Annotated in this window: 24 protein-coding genes; 5 read left to right on the top strand and 19 right to left on the bottom strand. The window is 67.1% G+C overall.

The features are described from left to right. The first annotated feature begins 10 nt into the window (after positions 1-10). Positions 11-988, top strand: a complete 978-nt coding sequence (dapD, locus tag AVE30378_RS25840) for a 2,3,4,5-tetrahydropyridine-2,6-dicarboxylate N-succinyltransferase (RefSeq protein WP_129244996.1) — start codon at positions 11-13, stop codon at positions 986-988. Between the two features lie 98 nt (positions 989-1086). Here dapD and AVE30378_RS25835 read toward each other — a convergent pair whose 3' ends face one another. The 16 genes from AVE30378_RS25835 to AVE30378_RS25760 form a co-directional block, all read right to left on the bottom strand. Continuing rightward, positions 1087-1707 carry a hypothetical protein gene (locus AVE30378_RS25835; protein WP_129244994.1) on the bottom strand — a complete coding sequence of 207 codons (621 nt, stop codon included), beginning with the start codon at positions 1705-1707 and terminating at the stop codon, positions 1087-1089. 146 nt (positions 1708-1853) lie between these two features. Then, entirely contained in the window at positions 1854-2708 is an 855-nt protein-coding gene (locus AVE30378_RS25830) for a class II glutamine amidotransferase (protein WP_129244992.1), read from the bottom strand. 129 nt (positions 2709-2837) lie between these two features. Then, positions 2838-4901 (bottom strand): UvrD-helicase domain-containing protein, encoded by a 2064-nt coding sequence (locus AVE30378_RS25825; protein ID WP_129244990.1) that lies wholly within the window; start codon positions 4899-4901, stop codon positions 2838-2840. 204 nt (positions 4902-5105) lie between these two features. Then, complete coding sequence (locus tag AVE30378_RS25820; RefSeq protein WP_129244988.1) at positions 5106-7196, bottom strand: primosomal protein N'; 2091 nt, start codon at positions 7194-7196, stop codon at positions 5106-5108. A gap of 292 nt (positions 7197-7488) precedes the next feature. After that, a complete protein-coding gene (gene hemE / locus AVE30378_RS25815; protein WP_129244985.1) occupies positions 7489-8562 on the bottom strand; it encodes a uroporphyrinogen decarboxylase in 1074 nt (357 codons plus the stop codon). 139 nt (positions 8563-8701) lie between these two features. Beyond that, a complete protein-coding gene (locus AVE30378_RS25810) occupies positions 8702-9517 on the bottom strand; it encodes a helix-turn-helix domain-containing protein (protein WP_244235148.1) in 816 nt (271 codons plus the stop codon). Positions 9518-9716: 199 nt separating this feature from the next. Then, a complete protein-coding gene (locus AVE30378_RS25805; protein ID WP_129244983.1) occupies positions 9717-10142 on the bottom strand; it encodes a F0F1 ATP synthase subunit epsilon in 426 nt (141 codons plus the stop codon). A 9-nt stretch (positions 10143-10151) separates the two neighbouring features. Continuing rightward, on the bottom strand, positions 10152-11552 hold the full coding sequence (gene atpD / locus AVE30378_RS25800) for a F0F1 ATP synthase subunit beta (RefSeq protein ID WP_129244981.1): 1401 nt from the start codon (positions 11550-11552) through the stop codon (positions 10152-10154). Between the two features lie 37 nt (positions 11553-11589). Then, positions 11590-12495 (bottom strand): F0F1 ATP synthase subunit gamma, encoded by a 906-nt coding sequence (gene atpG / locus AVE30378_RS25795; protein ID WP_129244979.1) that lies wholly within the window; start codon positions 12493-12495, stop codon positions 11590-11592. A gap of 97 nt (positions 12496-12592) precedes the next feature. Further along, on the bottom strand, positions 12593-14134 hold the full coding sequence (atpA, locus tag AVE30378_RS25790; protein ID WP_129244977.1) for a F0F1 ATP synthase subunit alpha: 1542 nt from the start codon (positions 14132-14134) through the stop codon (positions 12593-12595). 28 nt (positions 14135-14162) lie between these two features. Then, a complete protein-coding gene (locus tag AVE30378_RS25785; RefSeq protein ID WP_129244976.1) occupies positions 14163-14702 on the bottom strand; it encodes a F0F1 ATP synthase subunit delta in 540 nt (179 codons plus the stop codon). 12 nt (positions 14703-14714) lie between these two features. After that, a complete protein-coding gene (locus tag AVE30378_RS25780; RefSeq protein WP_129244974.1) occupies positions 14715-15185 on the bottom strand; it encodes a F0F1 ATP synthase subunit B in 471 nt (156 codons plus the stop codon). Positions 15186-15326: 141 nt separating this feature from the next. Continuing rightward, complete coding sequence (gene atpE / locus AVE30378_RS25775) at positions 15327-15569, bottom strand: F0F1 ATP synthase subunit C (protein WP_003815363.1); 243 nt, start codon at positions 15567-15569, stop codon at positions 15327-15329. Between the two features lie 119 nt (positions 15570-15688). Next, positions 15689-16570: a F0F1 ATP synthase subunit A gene (atpB, locus tag AVE30378_RS25770; RefSeq protein ID WP_129244971.1), complete on the bottom strand. Its 882-nt coding sequence runs from the start codon at positions 16568-16570 to the stop codon at positions 15689-15691. 84 nt (positions 16571-16654) lie between these two features. Further along, complete coding sequence (locus tag AVE30378_RS25765) at positions 16655-17092, bottom strand: ATP synthase subunit I (RefSeq protein ID WP_129245029.1); 438 nt, start codon at positions 17090-17092, stop codon at positions 16655-16657. Positions 17093-17425: 333 nt separating this feature from the next. Continuing rightward, a complete protein-coding gene (locus AVE30378_RS25760; RefSeq protein WP_129244969.1) occupies positions 17426-18982 on the bottom strand; it encodes a DUF1254 domain-containing protein in 1557 nt (518 codons plus the stop codon). Between AVE30378_RS25760 and AVE30378_RS25755 the strand changes: the two genes are divergently transcribed. Further along, entirely contained in the window at positions 18981-19283 is a 303-nt protein-coding gene (locus AVE30378_RS25755) for a hypothetical protein (RefSeq protein WP_129244967.1), read from the top strand. The two genes, AVE30378_RS25760 and AVE30378_RS25755, sit on opposite strands and share 2 nt — an antisense overlap. Here the strand turns inward: AVE30378_RS25755 and AVE30378_RS25750 are convergent. Then, positions 19270-20046 carry an enoyl-CoA hydratase gene (locus AVE30378_RS25750; protein ID WP_129244965.1) on the bottom strand — a complete coding sequence of 259 codons (777 nt, stop codon included), beginning with the start codon at positions 20044-20046 and terminating at the stop codon, positions 19270-19272. The two genes, AVE30378_RS25755 and AVE30378_RS25750, sit on opposite strands and share 14 nt — an antisense overlap. 38 nt (positions 20047-20084) lie before the next feature. Here AVE30378_RS25750 and AVE30378_RS25745 point away from each other — a divergent pair, with 38 nt between their 5' ends. Beyond that, entirely contained in the window at positions 20085-21857 is a 1773-nt protein-coding gene (locus tag AVE30378_RS25745; RefSeq protein ID WP_129244963.1) for a M61 family metallopeptidase, read from the top strand. Between the two features lie 28 nt (positions 21858-21885). On the opposite strand, the gene AVE30378_RS25740 is transcribed toward AVE30378_RS25745, so the two are convergent. Further along, positions 21886-22773 (bottom strand): LysR substrate-binding domain-containing protein, encoded by an 888-nt coding sequence (locus AVE30378_RS25740; RefSeq protein ID WP_129244961.1) that lies wholly within the window; start codon positions 22771-22773, stop codon positions 21886-21888. 119 nt (positions 22774-22892) lie between these two features. On the opposite strand from AVE30378_RS25740, the gene AVE30378_RS25735 reads away from it, so the two are divergent. Next, on the top strand, positions 22893-23852 hold the full coding sequence (locus tag AVE30378_RS25735; protein WP_129244958.1) for a Bug family tripartite tricarboxylate transporter substrate binding protein: 960 nt from the start codon (positions 22893-22895) through the stop codon (positions 23850-23852). A gap of 83 nt (positions 23853-23935) precedes the next feature. Next, positions 23936-24697: a maleate cis-trans isomerase family protein gene (locus AVE30378_RS25730; protein ID WP_129244956.1), complete on the top strand. Its 762-nt coding sequence runs from the start codon at positions 23936-23938 to the stop codon at positions 24695-24697. Here AVE30378_RS25730 and AVE30378_RS25725 read toward each other — a convergent pair. Beyond that, on the bottom strand, positions 24633-25598 hold the full coding sequence (locus tag AVE30378_RS25725; protein ID WP_129244954.1) for a LysR family transcriptional regulator: 966 nt from the start codon (positions 25596-25598) through the stop codon (positions 24633-24635). The genes AVE30378_RS25730 and AVE30378_RS25725 overlap by 65 nt on opposite strands. Positions 25599-25604: the final 6 nt, after the last annotated feature.

Here is a 25604-nt window from a genome sequence, read left to right as displayed (position 1 = left end):
CTCAGCCATCATGTCCGATACCCCTACGCCCCTCAGCGCCATCGCCTACGGCATCGCCACGCTGGCCGCCGACGGCGCCATCCTGGACACCTGGTATCCCCGCCCGTCGCTCGCCGACAATTCGCCCGCCACCGGCACGCGCCACCTGACGCCGGAAGAGGCCCGCGCCGCGCTCGGCGAACACGTACCGACCGCCCTGATCCGGGACACCCGCCGCAAGGTGGACATCGTGGCCGTGCGCACCGCCATCGCGTCGCTGGACGAGCCGCCGGCCGACGCGCATGACGCCTACCTGCGCCTGCACCTGCTCAGCCACCGGCTGATCCGTCCGCACGGCGCCAACCTGGACGGCCTGTTCAACGTGCTGTCCAACGTGGCGTGGACGTCGGCCGGCCCCTGCGCGGTGGACCAGGTGGACGCCCTGCGCTGGCACCTGCGCGCGTCCGGGCAGGTGCTGGAGATCCGCGGCGTGGACAAGATTCCCCGCATGACCGACTACGTCATGCCCGGCGGCGTGCGCATCGCCGACACGGCGCGCGTGCGGCTGGGTGCGCATCTGTCGCCCGGCACCACGGTATTGCACGAAGGCTTCTGCAATTTCAACGCGGGCACGCTGGGCGCCTCGATGGTCGAAGGCCGCATCAGCGCGGGTGTCATCGTCGGAGACGGCAGCGATATCGGCGGCGGCGCCTCCATCATGGGCACCATGTCAGGCGGCGGCAAGCAGGTGGTGTCCATCGGCAAGCGCTGCCTGCTCGGCGCCAACTCCGGCATCGGGATTTCGCTGGGCGACGATTGCGTGGTGGAAGCCGGCTGCTACATCACCGCGGGAACGCGCGTGCTGACGCCGGAGGGCGCGGTGGTGAAGGCGACCTCGCTGGCGGGCCAGCACGGCCTGCTGTTCCGCCGCAACTCGCAGACCGGCGCAGTGGAGTGCCTGGTGCGGACCGCGGCCTGGGGCACGCTGAATCCGGATTTGCACACGTAACCCCTCCGCGTGTCCGACACCCATACGAAATGCCCTAGCCAGCTTGAGACAGCGTCCCCCGGGTGTCAGACACCGGCTAATCTAAGGCTAACCCAAGCTCAAGCGTACTCCGCCGTCCGTCCCAACCGGTCGTAGACCAGGTTCACGAACAAATCCGAACTCAGTATGCGCGTGGCCAGGCACGAAAACACAGTCTTGCCCTGCTCGTCCTGCAGGCTGACCGTCTCGGCCCAGTGGTTCAGGTCGATGCGCTTGAGCGACTCGTACGGCCACGTGGCGCCGTCGATGTGCAGGCCTTCCGCCGACAGGGCCAGCTCCTGCGTCTGCAGGTCCGGGAAGACGCCGCCGCGGACATAGCGGAACGCGACGCTCCCGCCGTCGGCGATCGTCTCTTCCAGCACGGGCAGGCGCTGCGCGACGTAGCGCGAGCGGAAGGCGTCCATGAGCTTGCTGAATTCGCCGACGTCGCCGGACACCAGCGTCCAGCCATCCGCCGCGCGGGTGCGATAGGCGAAGTTGTCGATCAGGCCCGCGGTGGCGTCCGGCCCGGAGGCGAACAGGCAGAGGTCCTGGATATCCGCGAATGCGGTGTAAGTGCGCGTGTCGCCCTGTCGGCTGACGACGCCATGCTCGTGCAGTTCAAAGCAATCCGGGGCGCTCCCCGTGTGGTTAAACACCGCTAGTGCTTCAGAGGCTTGCGGGGTTCGGCTATCGGTCATGCAACTTCCTTATTGGTAGTAGGGTGCTTTCGCGGCCCAGGACGTCGCACAGTCATGCGATCCGTATTCTCCCCTATATGGACAATACGTGCTTGATGACCCCGTTTTCCCGGGTTTTCCGGCGTTTTCGGCCGGGCCGGCCGGACTCACGCCCCCGGCGGCACCGGCGCGAACGGATGGTGCGTCACCCCGCCGCGCCCCGCGATGATGGCGGTGGCTTCGGGAACCGCTTCCCAGGCGCCCGGCATTTCGGTCAAGGGCTCCGACAGCAGCAGGAAGGCATCGTCGTCCAGCGCCGCGATCTGCGGATTGTCGGGGTACAACTGGCGCAGGTGATGCACGCAGGTGTTGTGGAACAGGGTGCGCGAATCGCCCTCGCTGGAGTAGCGCACCGCGATCAGGCGTTCCCCGTCCAGCGCGCAGACCGTCATGTTGATGGGTTGCGCCACCCCGTGCCGCCGGCCCGTCTCCTCCACCGCGCCCACCATGCGGGCCAGCGCGAGGAGCGGGTCTTCCTCCAGGCCGAAACTGAGCGCCAGCAGGAACATCACCTCCGAATCCGTGGACCCTTCCAGCGACCCGAAATACGCGGGCGCGATCATCAGCATCAGGTCGCGCCTGAGCAGCGGATAGTCGCGGATGACGCCGTTGTGCACGAACAGCCACTGCCCGTGCCGGAACGGATGGCAATTGGTCTCCTGCGCCGGCGTGTCGGTGGCGGCGCGGATATGCGCGACGAACAGCGGCGCGTGGATCGCGCGCGCCGCCTCGCGCAGGTTGCGGTCGTTCCAGGCCGGATGCACGCTGCGATAGCGGAACGGCGGCTCCAGGGGCCGGCCATCCAAGGGGCGGCCGTACCAGCCCAGGCCGAAGCCATCGCCATTGGTGGTGGTGGCGCCCAGGCGCGCATGCAGGCTCTGGTCGATCAGGGAGTGCTTGGCTTTGAAAAGCACGCTCTCCATCTGTATGGGACTACCGCTATAGGCCAGCCAACGACACATGACGCGCTCCTTCTTTCCGGCAGGGATTCCGCGCCCGGACGGCGGGACGGGCGCAATCCAGTGTAGGAGCAGCCCGCGAGGTTCCACAAGCGCCCAGGGCGCCTAGGCGGCCCCCCTCGGCGGGCCCCTCTACTTCTTCAGCAGCGCCTTCAGCATGGCCATGCGCTCCTTGGGGTTCATGGCGGCCGTGGCCTCGTCCTCCTGGATGCGGACGTCGCCCAGGCCCATTTCCTCGATGAAACGGGACGGTTCGCGCACGAGGTCCTCGCGCGCGCGGCGCCGGCGCTTGCACCAGCTCAGGTTCAGGCTGCGCTGCGCGCGGGTGATGCCCACGTACATCAGCCGGCGCTCTTCCTGGATGCGCGTCGCCAGGTTTTCCGCCGCGCGCGCCGGGTCGCCGACCTCGTCGTCCTTGCCCAGGTGCGGCAGCAGGCCCTCTTCCACCCCCGCCAGGTACACGTGCGGATACTCCAGCCCCTTGGACGCGTGCAGCGTGGACATCTTGACCGCGTCGGGCTCTTCTTCCTCTCCCCGCTCCAGCATGGTGACCAGCGCCACGTGCTGGACCAGCTCGAAGAGCGTCATGTCGTCTTCCTCGGCCTTGCGCTTGAGCCAGCCGGTCAGTTCCAGCACGTTCTGCCAGCGCGTCTGCGCGGGGCGTTCCTCGAACAGTTCGTACAGGTGGCGCTCGTACTGGATGGCCTCCAGCAAGTCGTCCAGAAGCACGCCCGCGGGCTCGGCGGGCGCGGCGTCCTTGCCGGATGCCGCGCCGCGCCCGGCGCGCCACTGCATGCGGCGGATGAATTCGGCGAAGGTGCGCAGCGGCTCCAGTTGGCGCGGCGCCAACTGGCTTTCCAGGCCGGTTTCCGCCACCGCCGCCAGCAGCGACAGTTCCCGGCCGGCCGCGTACTGGCCCAGCACTTGCAGCGTGGCCTGTCCGATGCCGCGCTTGGGCGTGGTCGCCGCGCGGATGAACGCGGGGTCGTCCTCGTCGTTGGCGATCAGGCGCAGATAGGCCAGCACGTCGCGCACTTCGGCCTTGTCGAAAAAGCTCTGCCCGCCCGAGATCGTGTACGGGATCTTCAGGTTGCGCAGCGCCTGCTCCAGGATGCGCGACTGATGGTTGCTGCGGTACAGGATGGCGAAGTCCTTCCATTGCGCCTGGCGTTCGAAGCGGGCGGCCGATACCTTCACCGCGATGGACTCCGCCTCGTGCTCTTCGCCGTCCATCGCCGACACCAGGATGGGTTCGCCCACGCCCAGATCGGACCACAGCTTCTTGTCGAACAGCTTGGGGTTCTTCTCGATCACCTGGTTGGCGGCCGCGAGGATGCGCTGGACCGAGCGGTAGTTCTGCTCCAGCTTGATGAGCTTGATGCTGGGATAGTCGGTCGTCAGCTTCGCCAGGTTCTCGATGGTCGCGCCGCGCCAGGCGTAGATGGCCTGGTCGTCGTCGCCCACCGCCGTGAACATGGCGCGCGATCCGGTCAGCAACTGCACCAGGCGGTACTGGCACACGTTGGTGTCCTGGTATTCGTCCACCAGCAGGTAGCGCACGCGGTTCTGCCAGCGGGTGCGGACTTCTTCATTGCTGGCCAGCAATTGGGCGGGGATGCGGATCAGGTCGTCGAAGTCCACCGCCTGATAGGCCGCCAGCGTGGCGGCGTAGCTGCGGTACACGTTGGCCGCCTCCACGTCGCCCGGCGTGATGGCCTCGCGCGCGGCATCGTCCGGCTCCATCAGCGCGTTCTTCCACAGCGAGATGATGCCCTGCACGTGGCGCAGCCGCGCCTTGTCGGTCGTGCCCAGCAGTTCCTGGATGATCGCCATGGCATCGTCGGCGTCCAGGATCGAAAACGTGGGCTTCAGGCCGGCATTGCGCGCTTCCTCGCGCAGCATCTTCACGCCCAGCGAATGGAAGGTGCTGATGATCAGCCCCTTGGACAGCTTGCGGTCCACCAGCGTCTTCACGCGCTCGTCCATTTCGCGCGCGGCCTTGTTGGTGAAGGTCAGCGCCACCACGTTGCGGCCCATATAGCCGCACTCGCGCAGCAGGTACGCGATCTTCTGCGTGATCACCCGTGTCTTGCCGCTGCCGGCGCCGGCCAGCACCAGGCAGGGGCCGTCCAGGTAAAGCACCGCCTCCCTCTGGGCGGGATTCATGCCTAGGCCTATCGGTTCGCTTGCGGACATTTGGGTCGGATAGTCATGCATTGCGGCAGCCGCAATGCGGGCGCGGCCGGCAAGCGCGGGGCTTGCGGCCGCCCGTCAGCGGGCCGGCACTGCGCGAGAAAAAGGGGACGGGCGCGGCCGCCGCGGCGGGTTCGCCGCGCCGGCGCGATAGAGGAGAAAGATCATAGAACAATCGGGCCCAAGACGCATGGAGGGCCGCCGCCGTCAGATTTCCAGCGGATCGACTTCCAGTTGCCAGCGCACGCGGGCCTCGTTGGCCAAATACGGCAGGTGGTGCGACCACGACGCCAGGAACGCCTGCAAGGCCGGCCGGCTGCCGCTTTCCACCAGCAGTTGCGCGCGCTCGATATTGGCCACGCGCACCACGCGCAGGGGCACGGGGTCGTACAGCATGATGGCGTCCAGGCCGGGAAAATCCGCCGCCCACTCGCCCTCGGGCAGGACCCGCGCCCGCTCCAGGAATTCCTGGGCCACCTTCAGCTCCCGCGCCTCTGCGGTCAGCAGCGCCTGGTAGACGAAAGGCGGCAGGCCGGTGCTTTCGCGCTCGTGCAGGGCGTGGCGGGCGAAGCCCGCATAATCGTGCCGCAGCAAGGCCTGGTAGACCGGCTGCTCGGGGTATCCGGTCTGGATCAGCACCTCGCCGTTGCCCTGGTGCCGGCCCGCCCGGCCGGCCACCTGCATCAATTGCGCGAACAGGCGTTCCGGCGCGCGGAAGTCATGCGCGAACAGCATCGAATCCGCGTTCAGCACCCCCACCAGCCCCAGCCGCGCGAAATCGTGGCCCTTGGCCACCATCTGCGTGCCCACCAGGATGTCCACCTCGCCGGCGTGCACCGACGCGAACAGCGCTTCGGCGCTGCCCTTTTTGCGCGTGCTGTCGGCGTCGATGCGCAGGATGCGGGCGCCGGGGAACAGTTCGGCCAGGTGCTCTTCCACGCGCTGCGTGCCGCGCCCCATCGGCGCCAGGTCCTGGTCGCCGCATTCCGGGCAGGCGCGCGGCACCGGCGCCTGGTAGCCGCAATGGTGGCATTGCAGGCGGTGGCCGCGGCCTTCGTTGCGGTGCAGGACGGTGAACGCCGTGCAGCGCGGACAATTGCTCACCCAGGCGCAGGACTGGCAATGCAGCACCGGGGAATAGCCGCGCCGGTTCAGGAAGATCAGCGACTGTTCCTTGCGCTCCAGGCGCTGGCCGATGGCCTCCAGCAGTTGCGGCGACATGCCGTGCTTCATTTGCAGCCGGCGCGTGTCCACCAGGCGCATGGACGGCAGGCTGCTGGCGCGCGCGCGCGCCGGCAGGCCCAGCCGCAGGTAGCGGCCGCGCTCGGCGTGCTGCCAGGTTTCCAGCGACGGCGTGGCGGATCCCAGCACCACGGGGATGTCCAGATCGTGCGCGCGCCACACGGCGAGGTCCCGCGCCGAATAGCGCAGGCCGTCCTGCTGTTTGTAGGACGCGTCGTGCTCCTCGTCCACCACGATCAGGCCCAGTTCGCCCAGGGGCGCGAACACCGACATGCGCGTGCCCAGCAGCATGCGCGCCTGGCCGCGCTGGGCGCGGGTCCAGGCCTGCAGGCGCTCGCCGTCGGACAGGCCGCTGTGCATGACGGCCAGCCCGTCCGGCCCGACCAGCGCCTCCAGGCGCGCGCGCAGCGCGCCTTCCAACTGCGGGGTCAGGTTGATCTCGGGCACCATCAGCAGCACCTGGCGGCCGGCCGCCAGCACCTTCTCGGCCGTCCGCAGGTACACCTCGGTCTTGCCGCTGCCGGTCACGCCGTGCAGCAGCACCGGCTTGAACCCGTCCAGGGCGCCGATGGTGTCCACGGCGGTGCGCTGGGCGTCGTTGAGCGCCGGCGGCTCGTCGGCGGCGGCCGGCGCCCGCGCCGCCTTGCGCTTGCGCCCGTCCAGCCGGGCCACCGGCCCGCCCGCCGAGCGCTTGCCCTGGTAGGCGGTCGGCTTGCGCAGGGGCGGCGGCAGCGTGGGCAGCATCACTTCGCCCAGCGGGCGCTGGTAATAGTCCGCGGCGAAGCGGGCCAGGCGCAGCCAGCCCTCGTCGAAGGGCGGCAGGTCTTCCAGCACCTCTTCGATCGGCCGTATCTGCTTGGGGTCGTAAGACGGCTCGGCCGGGTTGTCCACCACCACGCCGATGAGCTTGCGCCGGCCGAACGGCACGATGACCCGCAAGCCGACCGTCACCGGCGCCTCGCTCCGGTAATCGAAGGGGCCGGGCAGCGGCACGTCCAGCGCCACTCGCACCCAGCAGACCGCCGGGGGAGTCATGGTCGCCTGCGCTTCAGACATGGATGCTTGGACGGTGCATATGGAAGGATGACCCTGGCTGACGCCCTCGCGCGCCTTTCCCGCCTGTGGATAACTTTGGGGAAAAGGCTGGAGCAACATCGGGATTTGGAATAAGGCAAGATTTCGCGAACATGTGAAATCTTGTTGAAAACTCGTATTTCACCTTGAAAAACAGCGACTTACGCAATCTTTCAAGATTGTAAACTAGCTTCTAAAGGGTTTTCCCCGAGAGCAATCTTGCTGTGCACAAGTGCGCGCTGCTCCGGCCCTATGGGCCGAAGCGTCCACTTACTTACCCCCTGAGCGAACGGCTGTGGCGGTGGACTTCATCCACCAATTCGGCTACCGCTTCCGGAGGAGTGAACCGCGAAATGCCATGCCCCAGATTGAAGACATGGCCGCCCTTGCCCACCGGGCCGAAGGCGTCCAGCACGCGCCGCGCTTCCGCGCGGATGGCGGACGCGCCGCCGAACAGGGCCATCGGATCCAGGTTCCCCTGGAAGGCGACGGCATCCCCGGTGCGGCGCCGCGCGGCCGCCAGGTCCACCGTCCAGTCCAGGCCCATGGCGTCGCAGCCGCAGGCGGCGATCTCCTCCAGCCACTGCCCGCCGCCCTTGGTGAACACGATGACGGGCACGCGGCGGCCTTCGTTTTCACGGTTCAGGCCGGCCACCACCTTCCGGGTGTAGGCCAGCGAGAATTGCTGGAACAGGCCGTCGGCGAGCACGCCGCCCCAGCTATCGAACAGCATCACGGCCTGCGCGCCGGCGGCGATCTGCGCGTTCAAGTATTGCAGCGTGGCTTCGGCGTTGATCTCGAGGATGCGGTGCAGCAGGTCGGGACGCGCGTACAGCATCGTCTTGATCAGGCGGTAGTCGTCGCTGCCCTGGCCTTCGACCATGTAGCAGGCGATGGTCCAGGGGCTGCCGGCGAAACCGATCAGCGGCACCTTGCCGTCCAGTTCGCGCCGGATCACGCCCACGGCGTCGAAGACATAGCGCAGCTTGTCCATGTCGGGCACGGCCAGGCGCGCCACGTCTTCCTCGGTGCGCACCGGGCGCGCGAAACGCGGGCCCTCGCCTTCGGCGAAGTCCAGGCCCAGGCCCATGGCGTGCGGCACGGTCAGGATGTCGGAGAACAGGATGGCCGCGTCCAGGTCGAAACGCTCCAGCGGCTGGAGCGTGACTTCCGCGGCGTAGTCCGGGTTCTGGGCAAGACCCATGAACGAACCTGCTCGGGCACGCGTCTGACGGTACTCGGGCAGGTAGCGTCCCGCCTGGCGCATCAGCCAGATGGGGGTGTAGGGCACGGGCTCACGCAGGAGCGAGCGCAAGAACACATCGTTCTTCAAGACGGAAGCAGACACGACTATCCTCGATGATCGGAAGCCGTGATTTTACTTCCCTTGGCCAGCAAGGCGCCGGAACCGCCCGCGGCAGGCTTGCCCAGGCGCAAGCCCGGTGCTCGCGGCGGACGATGCCGGCGCCAGACGCCGGCCCGGCGCCTCAGTCTTCGCGCGCCTGCGCCGCCTGCCTGTAGGGCGCCGCTTCGATGCCGTGCTTGCGCATCAGCGCCCAGAACGCCCGCCGGTGCTTGCTGCAGGCCCGCGCCGCCTGCGCCACGTTGCCGCCGTGGCGCGACAGCGCCAGGCGGATGTAGTCGCGCTCGAAGCCGTCCACCACCCGCGCCTTGGCCGCCCTGAAGGATTCCTGCGCGGCGCGCTGGTGTTGATGGCGCAGGCCGGACAAGGCCTGTTCGACCACGTCCGCCGGCACCCGGGGCCGGGACGCGGCGGGCTGCCAGGCGCCGCCGGCGGCCGCGGACCTTGCCGCCGCGGGGTAATCCACGGAGGGCTCCCGCAGGGCCGCCAGCCTGGCGGCGGGCCTGGCCAGGCGGCCCAGCCGCACGCGCATGCTTTCCGGGCAGGCCGGCTGCATCATGAAATCCCAGGCGCCCAGGCCCAGCAAGTCTTCGATGGCGGGCGCCTTCACGTCGTGGACGAACAGCAGGACCGGCGTGCTCAGCGCGGCGCCGGCCTGCTGCAGGGCCATCCGCGTCCAGGCGAGCGACGCGGGCGCCACCGGCAGGATGCAGGCGTCGTAGCGCTTGAGCGCCACCGCCAGCCTCGCCAGCGCCTGGACGTCCGGCCCTTCCGGCGCCTGAAGCGCCGCTGCCGTGGCGGCCGCGTAGCGCAGGGGACTGAGGGACACCAGGTGCAGCCGCAGCCGCGTCGCCCGGACGGAATGCCGGCCGACCCAGTCGCGCATGGCCGCCTCATGGCCCGGCGCCAGCAGAACCCCGCAATCCAGGACGTCTCGCACGCTTCCTCCCACGCTTGATTGAGCCAAGCCGAAGGCTACTGGCGCGCGCCGCGCGCCGCTATTCGTACTGAACGCATTGCGGGGTTCCACCGCCCCGCGGGGTAGCGGCCGCCATCCCGGACGGCCCGGGACGAAAAAAAGCGGCCCCGGAGGGCCGCTTTTTGAATCCGGGGCGAACCCCGGCGGTGAATTGCGCCGCTTAGTGCGAACGGCGCCCTTCGCGCAGCTTGCGCGCCGCGGCGGCTTGGGCAGCCAGCATGGCGAGCTCGGCTTCGACGACAGCGATGTCCGCCTTGTCCTTGGCGTTCGCCAGGGCGTCTTCGGCCTTCTTGCGCGCTTCCAGGGCGCGGGCCTCGTCCAGGTCGGCGGCACGGATGGCCGTGTCGGCCAGAACCGTCACGCTGCCCGGCTGCACTTCCAGAATGCCCCCGGCGACGAAGACGGTTTCCTCGCCCTGGTCGGCACGAACGATCTTGAGCGTTCCGGGGCGGATGCGCGAAATCAGCGGGGTGTGGCCGGGCAGAATGCCCAGCTCACCCGACTCGCCAGGCAGAACCACGAACTTCGCCTCACCGGAGAAGATCGCTTCCTCTGCGCTGACCACATCGACATGCAGGGTAGCCATAGTGGATCCTTATTGCAGTTTCTTGGCCTTCTCGAAGGCCTCGTCAATCGTGCCGACCATGTAGAAGGCCTGCTCGGGCAGCGAATCGCATTCGCCGTCGACGATCATCTTGAAGCCGCGGATGGTTTCGGCCAGCGGCACGTACTTGCCGGGCGAGCCCGTGAACACTTCGGCCACGTGGAACGGCTGCGACAGGAAGCGCTGGATCTTGCGCGCGCGGGCCACGGCCTGCTTGTCTTCCGGCGACAGTTCGTCCATGCCCAGAATCGCGATGATGTCGCGCAGTTCCTTGTAGCGCTGCAGCGTTTGCTGCACGCCGCGGGCCACGCCGTAGTGCTCTTCGCCCACGACTTGCGGGTCGAGCTGGCGGCTGGACGAATCCAGCGGATCCACGGCCGGGTAGATACCCAGGGCGGCGATGTCACGCGACAGCACGACGGTCGAGTCCAAATGCTGGAAGGTCGTGGCGGGCGACGGGTCGGTCAAGTCGTCGGCAGGCACGTACACGGCCTGGATCGACGTGATCGAGCCGGTCTTGGTCGAGGTGATGCGCTCTTGCAGAACGCCCATTTCCTCGGCCAGCGTGGGCTGGTAGCCCACCGCCGACGGCATGCGGCCCAGCAGCGCGGACACTTCGGTGCCGGCCAGGGTGTAACGGTAGATGTTGTCGACGAAGAACAGGATGTCGCGGCCTTCGTCGCGGAACTTCTCGGCCATCGTCAGGCCGGTCAGCGCCACGCGCAGACGGTTGCCCGGGGGTTCGTTCATCTGGCCGAACACCATCGCGACCTTGTCCAGAACGTTCGACTCTTCCATTTCGTGGTAGAAGTCGTTGCCTTCGCGGGTACGCTCACCCACGCCGGCGAACACCGACAGACCGCTGTGCTGCTTGGCGATGTTGTTGATCAGTTCCATCATGTTGACGGTCTTGCCCACGCCGGCGCCGCCGAACAGGCCGACCTTGCCGCCCTTGGCGAACGGGCAGACCAGATCGATAACCTTGATGCCGGTTTCCAGCAGTTCCACCGAAGGCGACAGTTCGTCGAACTTCGGGGCGGCCTGGTGAATCGCGCGCTTTTCGTCGGACTTGATGGGGCCGGCTTCGTCGATCGGGCGACCCAGCACGTCCATGATGCGGCCCAGCGTGCCGTGGCCGACGGGCACCGAGATCGGGGCGCCGGTACGGGCTACGCCCATGCCGCGGCGCAGGCCGTCGCTCGAACCCAGGGCGATGGTGCGCACCACGCCGTCGCCAAGCTGTTGTTGCACTTCCAGCGTCAGACCCTTTTCGGCGAACGAGGAACCCTCGTCGGCCAGGGTGAGCGCTTCGTAGATCTTGGGCATATCATCGCGGGGGAACTGAATGTCCACCACGGCGCCGATGCACTGAACGATGGTTCCGTTGCTCATGTCGATTCCTTGATATTTTGACGGGATACTGCCTGGCTTACACCGCGGCAGCGCCCCCTACGATTTCCGAAATTTCCTTGGTGATCGCGGCCTGGCGGGTCTTGTTATAGACCAACTGGAGGTCGCCGATGACCTTCTTGGCGTTGTCCGACGCCGCCTTCATGGCGACCATACGAGCGGACTGTTCCGAGGCCATGTTCTCGGCCACGGCCTGGTACAGAAGGCCTTCGACGTAGCGCTGGAGCAGGTCGTCGATCACGCTCTTGGCGTCCGGTTCGTAGATATAGTCCCAGCTATAGTCAGACTTGACCTCGGACGTCTGGGCCAGGGATTCCGCGCCGGACTGGAAGGGATCATCCAAACCGGAAGCCAGCGGCAGCAGGCGCAGGAACACCGGCTCCTGCTTCATCGTGTTGATGAAGCGGGTGGTCGCCACGTAGAGCGCATCGATGCGGCCTTCGAGGTAGTCGTCCAACTGCACCTTGATGGCGCCCAGCAGGCGGTCGAGGTCGGGCTTGTCGCCCAGTTGGACTTCCTGCGACACCAGCTTGGCGCCGATGCGGGTCAACAGGCCGAGGCCCTTGTTGCCGAATGCGGTCGATTGCGCCTTGATGCCCTTGGCCTCGAATTCCTTCAGGCGGGACAGCGTAAGACGGCTGATGTTGGTGTTCAGGCCACCGCACAGGCCCTTGTCGGTGGTGACCAGCACCACGCCCACCGCCTTCACTTCGCGTTCCTGAAGGTAGGGATGGTTGTATTCCGGGTTGGCCTGCATCAGATGCGCGGCGATCTCGCGCACCTTGGTGGCGTACGGACGGCCCGCGCGCATCCGCTCCTGCGCCTTGCGCATCTTGGATGCGGCGACCATTTCCATCGCCTTGGTGATCTTGCGCGTGTTTTGCACGCTCTTGATCTTGGTTCGGATTTCCTTGATTCCGGGCATTGCGCTTTCCTGTTGAGACGGCTGGCGGGGTCGGCTTGCGCCGCTCCCGCCCTACCGTAGGATGGGCTCGCGCCCATCTACTACGCCAGACCTTGCCTTAAAAAGCACCGTGCTTCTTGAAATCCTGGAGCGCGGCGGCCAGTTCGGCGTCGTCGTCCTTGGACAGTTCCTTGGTGTCTTCGACGCGCTGGATCAAGGCGGCATGCTTGGCCTTGAGATGGTCCTTGAAGGACTTCTCGAAGGACAGCACCTGAGCCACGTCCACGTCGTCGAGGTAGCCGTTGTTCACGGTGTACAGCGACACGGCCAGTTCCCACACCTGCAGCGGCTGGTATTGCGGCTGCTTGAGCAGTTCGACCACGCGCTTGCCGCGCTCGAGCTGGCGACGGGTGGCGTCGTCCAGGTCGGAGGCGAACTGCGCGAAGGCGGCCAGTTCACGGTACTGCGCCAGGTCGGTACGGATACCGCCGGACAGCTTCTTGACGACCTTGGTCTGCGCGGCGCCACCGACACGCGACACCGAAATACCGGCGTTGATGGCGGGGCGGATACCGGCGTTGAACAGGTCGGTTTCCAGGAAGATCTGGCCGTCGGTGATCGAGATCACGTTGGTCGGAACGAAGGCGGACACGTCGCCGGCTTGCGTTTCGATGATCGGCAGCGCGGTCAGCGAGCCGGTCTTGCCCTTGACGGCGCCATTGGTGAACTTCTCGACGTACTCTTCGTTCACGCGAGCGGCGCGTTCGAGCAGGCGCGAGTGCAGGTAGAACACGTCGCCCGGGTAGGCTTCGCGGCCCGGCGGACGGCGCAGCAGCAGCGACACCTGGCGGTAGGCCCAGGCTTGCTTGGTCAGGTCGTCATAGACGATCAGGGCGTCTTCGCCGCGATCGCGGAAGTATTCGCCCATCGTGCAGCCGGCGTAGGCGGCCAGGTACTGCATGGCGGCCGAGTCGGAGGCCGAAGCGGCCACGACGATGGTGTATTCCATGGCGCCGTGCTCTTCGAGCTTGCGCACCACGTTGTTGATGGTCGACGCCTTCTGGCCGATGGCGACGTACACGCAGGTGACGTCCTTGCCCTTCTGGCTGATGATGGTGTCGACGGCAACGGCGGTCTTGCCGGTCTGGCGGTCGCCAATGATCAGTTCGCGCTGGCCGCGGCCGATCGGGACCATCGAGTCGATGGCCTTGATACCGGTTTGCAGCGGTTGCGACACCGAGCGGCGGGCGATGACGCCGGGGGCCACTTTCTCGATGATGTCGGTTTCTTTGGCGTTGATCGGGCCCTTGCCGTCGATCGGCAGACCCAGCGTGTTGACCACGCGGCCGCGCAGCTCGGGGCCGACCGGCACTTCGAGAATGCGGCCGGTCGTCTTGACCTGGTCGCCTTCCGACACGCCGGTGTAGTCGCCCAGAATCACGGCGCCGACGGAGTCGCGCTCGAGGTTCAGTGCCAGACCGAAAACATTATTGGGGAACTCGAGCATTTCGCCCTGCATCACGTCGGACAAGCCGTGGATGCGGGTAATACCGTCGGTCACGGAGACGACGGTACCTTGGGTACGAACATCAGTCGAAGCGCCCAGGCCCTCGATGCGGCTCTTGAGCAGTTCGCTGATCTCGGAGGGATTGAGTTGCATATTGACTCCTGGAATCCTGTTAGTTGCCTTAAGCGGCGAGCTGATCGCGCATGCGGGCCAACTGGGCTTGTACGGAAGTATCGAGCACCTGGTCACCGACGGCCACGCGCACGCCGCCGATCAGCGACGGATCGACGGTGACGCTGGGCTTGAGCTTGAGGCCGAATTTTTGTTCGAGCGCGGCAACCAGTTCTTGGACCTGGGCATCGCTCATCTCGAACGCGCTGGTGATTTCCGCCTGCGCCGTGCCGTCGTGGCGATTCCGCAGCGCCGCGAATTGCTCGGCGATGTCGGGCAGCAGCAACAGCCGGTCGTTTTCAACCAGCAACGCGATGAAATTGCGGGCGGCTTGCGGCAGTTCGGCCTTGATCAGGCCGGAAAACAGCTCGACGCGCTGCTTGTCGCCCAGACGCGGATCGGCCATGGCCTCGCGCACGTCGGGGTTGGAGGCGACCTGCGACATTTCGCCGACCAGGTCGGACCAGGCCGGCAAGCCGGCCTTGTCGTCGCGCGCCGCGCTGAAGAGCGCCTCAGCGTAGGGCCGGGCAACAGTGGAAAGTTCAGCCATGGCGGTCCCGGATTAAAGCTGCGCGCGAAGCTGGTCGAGCAGCTCGGCGTGTGCGCGGGCGTCAACCTCGCGCTTGAGGATCTGTTCGGCACCCTTCACGGCCAGCGCGGCAACGTCGTCGCGCAGCAGGTCGCGGGCGCGCTGGACTTCCTGCGCGGCGTCCTGGGCAGCCTGCGCCACGATACGGGCGCGCTCGGCTTCCGCTTCGCGGCGGGCCTGCTCGATCAGGGAGGCGGCTTGCTTCTCGGCCTCGATGATGCGGGCGTGGTTTTCGGACTTGGCAGAAGCCTCGATCAGACTGACGCGCGCCTGGGCCTGGGCCAGATCGGCCTTGCCCTTCTCGGCGGCGGCCAGGCCGTCGGCGATTTTTTGGCGGCGCTCGTCCATCGCCTTCGTCAGAGGAGGCCACACGAATTTCATCGTGAACCAGCCCAGAACGAAGAACACGAGCATCTGGAAAATGATCGTCGCGTTCAGATTCACGGTCGTTCCTTTAACACCTTTCGGCTCCGGCCGCTCCAGGAAAGGGGCGTTACGGAGCACTCGAACTTTGCTTGGCGGCGATGGAGTATGCCTGCATCGCCGCCAGCGTCATGACCCGCCTTTTCGCCGGCGGGCGGTGCCTTAGCCGACGAACGGGTTGGCGAAGGCGAACAGCATGGCGATACCCACGCCGATCAGGAATGCCGCGTCGATCAGGCCAGCCAGCAGGAACATCTTCGTTTGCAGAGCGTTCATCAGCTCAGGCTGACGAGCCGAGGCTTCCAGATACTTGCCGCCCATCAGTGCGATGCCGATGCAAGCGCCGATAGCGCCCAGACCGATGATAAGACCGCAAGCGAGGGCAACGAAAGCGACGTTGGTCATGACAACTCCTTGGTTAGAAATCTGAAGTCAAAAATTGAAAAATAAGGGGTACAGCTCAATGCAAGATAATCTTGCTATCCCGCGTTGGCCGGATGGCCAACGCCGGAAATTCGGGGGGGTCAGTGGCCTTCGTGAGCCTGGCCGAGATACACCAGCGTCAGCATCATGAAGATGAAGGCCTGCAGCAGGACGATCAGGATGTGGAAGATCGCCCAGATGGAGCCGGCCAGGATGTGGCCGATGCCCAGGCCGATGCTGGCGCCGTTGAAGCCGGTCCAGGCGCCGCCCAGCAGGGCGATCAGCATGAAAATCAGTTCGCCGGCGAACATGTTGCCGAACAACCGCATGCCCAGCGAGACGGACTTGGCGGCGTATTCGATCAGGTTCAGCAACAGGTTGAAGGGAGCCAGGACCACGGCGCCGATGCCGTGCGCGTGGAACGGCGCGGTGAACAGTTCCTTGACGAAGCCGCCCGGGTGCTTGATCTTGATGCCGTAGTAGAACATCAGCAGCAGCACGCCCAGCGACATGCCCATCGGCACGTTCAGGTCGGCGGTCGGCAGAATGCGGTGGTAGTAGAGCGGGTCGCCATGGTGCGCGCCCAGGCCGGTCAGGCGCCAGATGGAGGGCAGCAGGTCGACGGGCAGCAGGTCCAGCGCGTTCATCAGGATGATCCAGAGGAACACGGTAAGCGCCAGCGGGGCGATGAACAGGCGGCTCTTGGCATTGTGGACGATGCCCTTGGCCTGGTCGTCGACCATGTCGACGATCATTTCCACGAAAGCCTGGAAACGGCCCGGAACGCCGTTGGTGGCGCGGCGCGCGGCGCGCCACAGGAAGAAGACGACGATCAGACCCATCAGGCCGGACCAGAACAACGAGTCGTAATTGATGATGTCGAACTGAGCGATAGCGCTCTGTTTCTCGCCCGTATTGTTCAGATGCACCAGGTGATGCTGAATATACGCGGACTGAGGCGACACGTCGCTGGCAGCAGCCATTTGAATCCTACCCTATTTGCTGTATGCCCGACCCTTGCGAATCGGACGATTCCACGATTTCGTTTGCCGCGAACCTGCTCGGCGCTAAGACAACTTGCGGAACATCAGGAGCAGGAGGTAGCCCTTCAATGTGAGTATCAGGCCGAGCAGCGCGGCAGGCCAAACGAGGCTGTCCTGCGCCACACGCGAAAGCAGCCACAACAGCAATGCCGTTGCGAACAGCTTGATCAACTCACCAGAGAGAAAGGTAAAGGGACTGGCTTTACCGGCCCGTACGCTGACAGCCAGGCGCAATGCGAACAACGCATTGGGTATGAAATACGCTCCCGCCCCCGCCAACGCCGACCAACCTGCCGCCGCCCCTCCGACAACCCCCGCTATTACTGCTGCTGCGAGCCCCATGGCGCCTTGCGCCGCCAATGCCAACAGGAGCCCGCGGCTTGCTTGAGCAGCCAGCGCCGCGCGGTCCGCGTCGCTGAGCACCAGAACTTTATCCGCAGCACCTTGGTCGAACACTTCCATACCTCGGCTCTCAACCGGACCCTGCTGCATGGACTGCCGCACGGAGTTCTGTTGCATCAAACTTCCTCGCTTTGCTTCTTGCCCCTGTCAGAACCAGCGTATCTGCGCACTATGCTTCTACGCACCGTGCAGTCGCCAAATGTTCTTATCCCGCAAGCGTCAAACCCGCAGAGTATAGCGTGATTCTTTTTGCCCGAGCAAATGAACTTTCGGCCGTTTGTAAGGTGTAAACAACGGCCCGCTGTGCCGGGAAAAATAGGGACGCGAGCCGCGCCGGACAAGGCGCGGGGCCGTCCCGGCAGGACGGCCCCGCGCTGGCCTGCCGGGACGGATTCAGTCTTCCTTGACCGGCGGCGGCGCCCACTGGCCGTCCAGCGCCGTGTCCTGCGGCCAGTACAGGCGCATGCTGAGCAGGAAGGGCTCGTCGGCGGACGGCGTGGCCAGCCAGTTCGGGCGCTTGCGTTCGCCCGGGTCGCGCCGCTGGATATAGATGTCCAGCGAACCGTCGGCGTTGTATTTCAGCCCGTCGGTGCTGCGCAGCACGTAGCGGTTGGCCGGATTGTCGGCAAAGCCGTACTGGCCGTTATAGACGTGCAGCGACCAGAACGCGTTGGCCGGCGGCAACTGGCCCTTGTCGAAATGCAGCACGTAGTCTTCGCTGGAATCCAGTATGCGACCCTTGGAATCGGACACGGTCACCGGATAGAGGACGTCCTCCGGCGTCGGCGCGCCCAGCCCCGCGTAGGCGATGGCGGCGCGGCGCCCGTAGTCGGTGCCGTAGGTGCCGATGCCGGACAGCACCGTGTTCCAGCCGTTGAGCGGCGTGCCCAGCCGCGACACGCCATCCGCGATGCGGCGGCCCGCCAGCGGCTGGGCCTCCGTCAGCGCCTGCTGCACGGCCGGGCTCAGGCTGCCGTAGGAAAAGGGCCGCTGGCCGTCCAGGCCGATGCGGCGCATGCGGTCGAGGATGGGCGCGTCGTTGGCGTGCGGCGGATTGTTGCGCAGCACGTCGAAGAACAGCGCGAAGAAGGTGGCGGCGTCCATGGCCGCGGCCTGCTCGGCCGGCGTGCCGTCGGGCAGCGCCGGCATCGGCGTCTGCACCTGGAGCCCGCTGCCGATGGGGGCCGTTCCCACGCCGGGCCCGGTCTGCGGGTACGCGGTGCCCGCGTTGCGGTTGCGGACAGCCCGCGCGGCAGGCGCGGGCGCGGCCAGCGGGCTGGCGGTCATGCCGGCCTGGATCTGGTTGACCGCCGCATAGTCCTGCGGGCCGCCCGCCTGCGTCCAGCCGATGAGCCAGCCGGTGGACGTCGGGCTGCGGATGACGTCCAGGCCGGCGGGCGTGGCGCCCTGCCAATCGGGACCGACGATGACGAAGGATTGCGCGCCGCTGCCGTTGGTGCGCACGCCGCGCGAGGCGAACACGTCGCTCCACATATCCAGCGCCGACAGCACCGAATAGCGGTCCCCCGTGGCCGGCAGGTTCACCACCAGCGGCGCCTGCGACACGTCGAACCACAGGCTGGAATACAGCGCGTCCGCGCTGGGCCACGGCGTGTCCGCGGCGCGGGGATCCGGAAAGGAGGCCTTGTGGCCGAACTGGTTCATCGGCGCCTTGCCGTCCAGCGGGCTCTGCACCGCGGTGGCCTTGCGGCGGGCCAGTTCCATCAGGACCATCGGGTACGCGTAGACATAGGCGTCGACGGCCGTGTCGCGCAGATCCTGTTCGCTCATCCGCGGCGCCGGCGCCGAGGCGGCGGGATACGGCGTTTCGGACACGAGGCGCAAGGAGGGACGCGGGGACTGAGCCTGGACGGCGGTGACGAAGCAGGCGCTCAGCGCGCCGGCAAGCACAGCGGCGGACCACCGGCGGGTAGCGATAGATGTACGCATGCAAGGCTCCTTCTTGGTGTTGTTTGCAGGCGAGCCGCCGCGCGGGACTTGCCAGTTCGGACAAGCCTCTCTGGCGCGGCACCTCAAGATGACGCCCATCCAGGATAGGACCGAACCCGGCAACAAGGTGCTGACCAAGCGTTTCAAGGCGCAACGCCGCGAAAGCGCTTGGATCGGAATGCAAAAACGCGCCCTGGCGGGCGCGTCGGAGAGGGAGAGAAGGAAATCCCCCCACACACTGCGCGAGCTTCACTCACTGCCCCCCGAGGAGGCAGGCGTAACCAAGCTTAACGGTGTTTGAAGTCCGGTTTGCGCTTTTCGGTGAAAGCGGCCATCCCTTCCTTCTGGTCTTCCGTCGCGAACAGCGAGTGGAATACGCGGCGCTCGAACAGCAGGCCTTCGTTCAGCGAACCTTCGAAGGCCCGGTTGACGCATTCCTTGGCCATCATGACCGACGGCAGGGACATGGACGCGATGACGGTGGCCGCGTCCAGGGCCTCTTCCATGAGCTTGTCGGCGGGAACCACGCGCGACACGAGGCCGGCGCGCTCCGCTTCCTCGGCGCCCATCATGCGGGCGGTCAGCGCCAGGTCCATGGCCTTGGCCTTGCCCACCGCGCGCGGCAGGCGCTGGGTGCCGCCGGCGCCCGGGATCACGCCCAGCTTGATTTCGGGCTGGCCGAACTTGGCGGTGTCGGCGGCGATGATGATGTCGCACATCATGGCCAGTTCGCAACCGCCGCCCAGGGCATAGCCGGCCACGGCGGCGATCACGGGTTTCCTGATGCGCTTGAGCGTTTCCCAGTTGCGGGTGATGTATTCGCTGCCGTAGACGTCCATATAGGACCAGTCTTTCATCGCGCCGATGTCGGCGCCCGCCGCGAAGGCCTTTTCGCTGCCGGTGACGACCACCGCGCCGATGTCGGGATTGTCCTCGAAAGCCAGCAGCGCCGCGCCGAGCTCATCCATCAGTTGATCGTTCAGCGCGTTGAGCGCCTTGGGACGGTTGAGCGTCAACAGGCCGACGCGGCCCCGGGTTTCGACCAGCACAAACGACTCGCTCATTGCATGTCTCCGAAGAAGTATGAAAGTAAGATATGGCCATGGAAAAAGACAAAGCCCCGCCGCTACTTTACCGCCTTGCGCCCCACGATCCGGCCGGACACCGCTACCGGATAACCCTAACCATCCCCGCGCCCTCTCCCGGCGGCCAGCGCCTGTCGCTGCCGGCCTGGATTCCGGGCAGCTACCTGATCCGCGATTTCTCGCGCCAGATCGAATCGCTGGCGGCCTATTCGGGCACGCGGCGCGTGGCGGTCGACAAGACCGACAACCACACCTGGCAAGCCGCGCCCTGCGACGGGCCGCTGCGCGTGGAATACGTGGTCTACGCCTGGGACCTGTCGGTGCGCGGGGCGCACCTGGACGAGACCCACGGCTTCTTCAACGGCACCAGCGTCTTCCTGCGCGCGCATGGCCAGGACCACCTGCCCTGCCTGGTCGACCTGGCCCCGCCGCGCGGCATCGACGGCTGGAAGGTCTACACCAGCCTGCCGGAAGCCCGCGGCCATCGGGGCGCCGCCCGCCGCCACGGCTTCGGCCTGTACCTGGCGCCGGACTACGACGCGCTGATCGACCACCCGGTCGAAATGGGCACGCCGCAAGTGGCCAGCTTCACGGCGCACGGCGCCGAACACGAGCTGGTGTTCACCGGCGTCGCGCCCAACCTGGACCTGGCCCGCATCGCCGGAGACGTGCGCAAGATCTGCGAAACGCAGATCGCGTTCTTCGAACCGCGCACCCGGCGCGCGCCCTTCCTGGACAGCGCGGACCGCTACGTCTTCATGACGATGGTCACGGGCGACGGCTACGGCGGCCTGGAACACCGCGCGAGCACGGCGCTGATGACGGCGCGCAAGGACCTCCCCGTGCTCGGCCAGCAAGGCCAGGGGGAAGGCTACCGCGGCTTCCTGGGCCTGGTCAGCCACGAATACTTCCATACCTGGAACGTCAAGCGGATCAAGCCGGACGCGTTCGCGCCCTACGACTTGTCGCAGCCCGACCTGACCCGCCTGCTGTGGGTGTTCGAAGGCTTCACTTCGTACTACGACGACCTGCTGCTGCTGCGCTCGGGCGCCATCGGCCGGTCCGATTACCTGCGCCTGCTGTCCAAGACCATCTCCAGCGTGGCGCGCACGCCGGGCCGGGCCAAGCAATCCGTGGCGGAAAGCTCTTTCGACGCCTGGACGCGCTACTACAAGCAGGACGAGAACTCCCCCAACGCTCTGGTCAGCTACTACACCAAGGGCGCGCTGGTGGCGCTGGGGCTGGACCTGCTGATCCGCCGGGAAAGCGCCGGCGCGCGCTCGCTCGACGACGTGATGCGCCTGCTGTGGGAACGCTACGGACGCGACTTCTACCGGGGCAAGCCGCAAGGCCTGCCCGAAGACGGCCTGCCCGCGCTCATCCAGGAAGCCACGGGCGTGGACACCCGCCGCTTCATCGCCCGGCATGCCTACGGCACGGCCGACGTGCCGCTGGCCGACCTGCTGGAACCCCAGGGCGTCACGCTGCAATGGAAAGCGGCGGCCAACATCCCGTCGCTGGACGTGCGCACCCGCAAGCAGGGCGAATCGCTGGTGCTGGCCACCGTGCTGGAAGGCGGCGCCGGGCACAAGGGCGGCCTGTCCGCGGGCGACGTGCTGGTGGCCGTCGACGGACTGCGCGTGGACGCGCCCGCCGGGCTGGACCTGCTGCTGGCGCAATACCGGGCGGGCGACCGGGTGGCGGTGCACGTGTTCCGCCGGGATGAATTGCGGAAGTTCCGGGTCAAACTGAGCGCGCCCGAAGCGCTGGAGTGCGTGCTGGCGGGCTGATGGATGCGGCGCGCGGGATGCCGCCGCCTTATCCCTCGCCGTCCCCCATCTGCGCCGCCGTCTGCAGGAAGGTATCCAGCGCCCGCCGCCTGCCCTGGCGCCGGGTCACCGCGTACACCGTGGCGCGCGAGATCGCGGCGGGCAGGCTGCACACCGCCACGCGGTCGCCGACGTGGCGGCACGTCGAGCGCGGCACCAGCGCCACGCCCAGCCCCGCCGCCACCAGCGCCAGTTGCGCCGGCACCTCGGCCACCGTCTGCGCCACCGAAAGCGGCAGGCCGGCGCGCGCGCAGGTTTCGGCCAGGAAACGCGCAAACCCCGACGTGTCTTGCCGCAGCACGACGAAAGCGTCCCCCGCCAGATCGCTCAGTTCCAGCCGCTTGCGGCCGGCCAGGCGATGCTGCCTGGGCAATGCCGCCACCACCGGGTCGGGCCACAGCGGCATCGCCTGCAGTTCTTCGTCGTCGACCGCGGTGCGCGAAATGCTGACGTCGATGCGATGCCCCCGCAGCGCCTCCAGTTGCAGCGCCGGATTCATTTCATTGAGCAGCACGGACACCTGCGGATGCTCGGCCGTGTAGCGCGCGATCAGCGCCGGCACCGGCCCCAGGAAATGCGACCCCGACAGCCCGACCTCGATGCGGCCCGCCAGCCCCTGGTCCACCGCGCGCGCCCGCACGGTGGCGTCCTTCAGGCTGGCCAGCAGGGCGCGCACATCGTTCAGGAAGGCCTCCCCCGCCTCGGTCAGCGTCACGCGCCGGTTGTTGCGGTCGAACAGCCTGACGTCGAGTTCGCGTTCGAGCTGGGCGATCTGCAGGCTGAGCGGCGGCTGCGAAATATGCAGGCGCGCCGCGGCCCGCGTGAAGTTCAATTCTTCCGCCAACACGGCGAAATAGCGGAGCTGGCGGATTTCCATGGCGTCCAGTTATTTGGGAAAGATATGAAACCAGACAAAAACTATATTGGAAACTATCGTTCGCGGCGAGCAGAATACGCCCTGCCCATAGAGCACACGACAATAACTGGAGACCTGCCATGCAGAAATTGCTCGCCGCCGCCTTGCTGTCCGGAGCGGCAGTCGGCGCCCACGCCGCCGACGACTTCCCCAACCGCACCCTGTCCCTCGTCGTTCCCAATCCGCCGGGCGGGCTGGTGGACACGTCCGCCCGCATCGTGGCCGAGCCGCTGGCCGCCGCGCTGGGCAAACCGGTGGTGGTCGAAAACAAGGACGGCGGCAGCGGCAACATCGCGTACCAGTATGTCGCGCGCGCCAATCCCGACGGCTACACCCTGCTGGTGTCGTACTCGGCCTATCACGTGGGCAACCCCAACCTCACGGCCAAGCTGCCCTGGGCGCCCAAGGACTTCGTGCCGGTCGGGCTGGTGACGGTGTCCAGCAACGTGATCGCCGTGCACCCGTCCATCAAGGCCACCAACATCACGGAGTTCGTGGCCGAGGTCAAGGATTCGCCCGGCCGCTTCAACTACGCCTCGCAAGGCGTGGGCTCGCTGTCCCACCTGGGCACCGAAGTCTTCAAGCAGCAGACCGGCGCGGCGATGTTCCACGTCCCGTACCGCGGGTCGGGCGCGGCCATCCAGGACGTGCTGGCCGGCAATGTGCAGGTGTTCATCACCACGCCGCCCTCGGTGATGGGCCACGTGCAGACCGGCAAGCTGAAGGCCCTGGCGGTCACCAGTCCCAAGCGCCATCCCATGCTGCCCGACGTGCCCACCACCGCCGAAGCCGGCCTGCCCGAATACCTGCTGGAATCCTGGGTGGCGCTGTTCGCGCCGGCGGGCACGCCGCAGCCGGTCATCGACAAGCTGGCCGCCAGCGTCGACGCCGCGCTCAAGCAGCCCGCCACGGTGCAGCGCGCCCAGGCGGCCGGCATCGAGGCCCGCTTCGAAGGCCCCGAAGCGCTGAACCAGCGCGTCGCCACCGAACTGGCCTACTGGCAGCGCACCGTCGCCGCCGCGGGCATCACCGCCGACTGATCCCCCCTCCGCCGCATTGCCCCACCCTCGCGCCCGCGGCGCGAGGCCGGGTCCCCTTTCGCCTTTTTTCCACGAGCGCCTCCATGACGACATCCCCCCGCGCCTTGCGCATCGGCCAGATCGTGCCCAGTTCCAACACCACCATGGAGACCGAGATCCCGGCCATGCTGCGCCTGCGCGAGACCATCGCCCCGGAGCGCTTCACCTTCCATTCCAGCCGCATGCGCATGAAGCAGGTGACGGCGGCGGAACTGGCCTCGATGGACCGGGAATCCGACCGCTGCGCGCAAGAACTCTCGGACGCCCGCGTGGACGTGCTGGGCTACGCCTGCCTGGTCGCGATCATGAGCCAGGGCCTGGGCTACCACCGCGTCTCGCAGGAACGGCTGCACCGGGCCACCGTGGACAATGGCGCGCCCGCGCCCGTCATTTCCAGCGCGGGCGCGCTGGTCGAAGGCCTGCACGCCATTGGCGCCCGCAAGGTGTCCATCCTGACCCCCTACATGAAGCCGCTGACCCGCCTGGTCGTGGACTATATCGAGCACGAGGGCATCGAAGTGCAAGACAGCCTGTCGCTGGAGATCGCCGACAACCTGGAGGTCGGCGCGCAGGATCCGCTGGCGCCCGCCAGCCACGTGGCGCGCCTGGACACCCGCGGGGTGGACGCCGTGGTGCTGTCCGCCTGCGTGCAGATGCCGTCGCTGGCGTCGATCCAGCCGGTGCAGGACCGCCTGGGCCTGCCCGTGGTGACGGCCGCGGCCGCGACGGTCTATCGGATGCTCAAGGTGCTGGACCTCGAGGCGCGCGTGCCGGGCGCGGGCGAGCTGCTGACGGGCAAGTATTGAGCGCGCGGCGCAAGCCGGGCGCCGCGTCCTGCAAGTAGCGCCACAGGCGGTTCGAGACCGGCCCCTGCGCCACGTCCAGGCGCCGCGCCGCCACCAGTTCCTCGACGCTTCCGGGCAAATGGGGATTGGCGATCGAGCGCAGCCGGCCATCCCGCAGTTCCTCTTCGATGAGAAAGCGCGGCATGTGGCCCCATCCCATGCCCTGCAGGATGATCTCTTTCTTCATCAACTGGTCCGCGACCGTGCACTGGCGCGCGCCCGCTATCGTGAAATAGTCCCGCGACGGTGTGTGCCTCGCGGTGTCGCGCATGACGCATTGCGTGTAGTCGCGCATCTGCGCCGGGCGGATCGCGCGCGCCGCGGGTTCGCGCAGGAACTCCGGCGCCACCACCGGCACGAAAGGCACCTTGGCCAGATCGACCCATTCGAGGCGGGCGTCGCTTTTGTCCACGCGGTGCAGGATGAGGTCCGCCTCGCCGTCGCACAGGCGTTCCAGCGGCCCCGATACGGCCTCGAAATACAGGTCCAGCCGCGTGGCCGGGCAGGTCTCGAAGAAGCGGCTCAGCAGCCCCAGCACATAGGGACGCGGACAGAAATCGCCGACCACGATGCGCAGTTCGGTTTCCTCGCCCATGGCCAGTTGCCCGGCATGCGCGCGCAAGGCGGTCAGTTCGCGCAGCAGCGACTGGGCGCGGCCGTGGAAGGACTGCCCCGCGCCGGTCGGGCGCACGCGATAGCCGCCGCGGTCCAACAAGGCAAAGCCAAGTTGCCGCTCCAGCCTGGCCACGGCGGCGAACACCGCCGGATGCGAGCGGTGCAGCGACGCGGCCGCGGCCTGGAAGCCGCCCTCGCGCACCACCGCGTCGAAGCATTGCAGATCGTGCAGCGTAAATTCGCTCATGTCCGT

Source organism: Achromobacter veterisilvae (genome assembly GCF_900496975.1).
In the GTDB taxonomy this organism is placed as follows: domain Bacteria; phylum Pseudomonadota; class Gammaproteobacteria; order Burkholderiales; family Burkholderiaceae_B; genus Achromobacter; species Achromobacter veterisilvae.
This window is presented reverse-complemented; position numbering and strand designations above follow the sequence as displayed.

Bases quoted from the DNA above. Each gene is read 5' to 3' on its own strand.
- dapD (WP_129244996.1), top strand. From the start codon at position 11: ATGTCCGATACCCCTACGCCCCTCAGCGCCATCGCCTACGGCATCGCC.
- AVE30378_RS25835 (WP_129244994.1), bottom strand. From the start codon at position 1,707: ATGACCGATAGCCGAACCCCGCAAGCCTCTGAAGCACTAGCGGTGTTT.
- AVE30378_RS25830 (WP_129244992.1), bottom strand. From the start codon at position 2,708: ATGTGTCGTTGGCTGGCCTATAGCGGTAGTCCCATACAGATGGAGAGC.
- AVE30378_RS25825 (WP_129244990.1), bottom strand. From the start codon at position 4,901: ATGTCCGCAAGCGAACCGATAGGCCTAGGCATGAATCCCGCCCAGAGG.
- AVE30378_RS25820 (WP_129244988.1), bottom strand. From the start codon at position 7,196: ATGTCTGAAGCGCAGGCGACCATGACTCCCCCGGCGGTCTGCTGGGTG.
- AVE30378_RS25805 (WP_129244983.1), bottom strand. From the start codon at position 10,142: ATGGCTACCCTGCATGTCGATGTGGTCAGCGCAGAGGAAGCGATCTTC.
- atpD (WP_129244981.1), bottom strand. From the start codon at position 11,552: ATGAGCAACGGAACCATCGTTCAGTGCATCGGCGCCGTGGTGGACATT.
- atpG (WP_129244979.1), bottom strand. From the start codon at position 12,495: ATGCCCGGAATCAAGGAAATCCGAACCAAGATCAAGAGCGTGCAAAAC.
- atpA (WP_129244977.1), bottom strand. From the start codon at position 14,134: ATGCAACTCAATCCCTCCGAGATCAGCGAACTGCTCAAGAGCCGCATC.
- AVE30378_RS25785 (WP_129244976.1), bottom strand. From the start codon at position 14,702: ATGGCTGAACTTTCCACTGTTGCCCGGCCCTACGCTGAGGCGCTCTTC.
- atpE (WP_003815363.1), bottom strand. From the start codon at position 15,569: ATGACCAACGTCGCTTTCGTTGCCCTCGCTTGCGGTCTTATCATCGGT.
- atpB (WP_129244971.1), bottom strand. From the start codon at position 16,570: ATGGCTGCTGCCAGCGACGTGTCGCCTCAGTCCGCGTATATTCAGCAT.
- AVE30378_RS25765 (WP_129245029.1), bottom strand. From the start codon at position 17,092: ATGGAAGTGTTCGACCAAGGTGCTGCGGATAAAGTTCTGGTGCTCAGC.
- AVE30378_RS25755 (WP_129244967.1), top strand. From the start codon at position 18,981: ATGCAAGGCTCCTTCTTGGTGTTGTTTGCAGGCGAGCCGCCGCGCGGG.
- AVE30378_RS25760 (WP_129244969.1), bottom strand. From the start codon at position 18,982: ATGCGTACATCTATCGCTACCCGCCGGTGGTCCGCCGCTGTGCTTGCC.
- AVE30378_RS25750 (WP_129244965.1), bottom strand. From the start codon at position 20,046: ATGAGCGAGTCGTTTGTGCTGGTCGAAACCCGGGGCCGCGTCGGCCTG.
- AVE30378_RS25745 (WP_129244963.1), top strand. From the start codon at position 20,085: ATGGAAAAAGACAAAGCCCCGCCGCTACTTTACCGCCTTGCGCCCCAC.
- AVE30378_RS25740 (WP_129244961.1), bottom strand. From the start codon at position 22,773: ATGGAAATCCGCCAGCTCCGCTATTTCGCCGTGTTGGCGGAAGAATTG.
- AVE30378_RS25735 (WP_129244958.1), top strand. From the start codon at position 22,893: ATGCAGAAATTGCTCGCCGCCGCCTTGCTGTCCGGAGCGGCAGTCGGC.
- AVE30378_RS25730 (WP_129244956.1), top strand. From the start codon at position 23,936: ATGACGACATCCCCCCGCGCCTTGCGCATCGGCCAGATCGTGCCCAGT.
- AVE30378_RS25725 (WP_129244954.1), bottom strand. From the start codon at position 25,598: ATGAGCGAATTTACGCTGCACGATCTGCAATGCTTCGACGCGGTGGTG.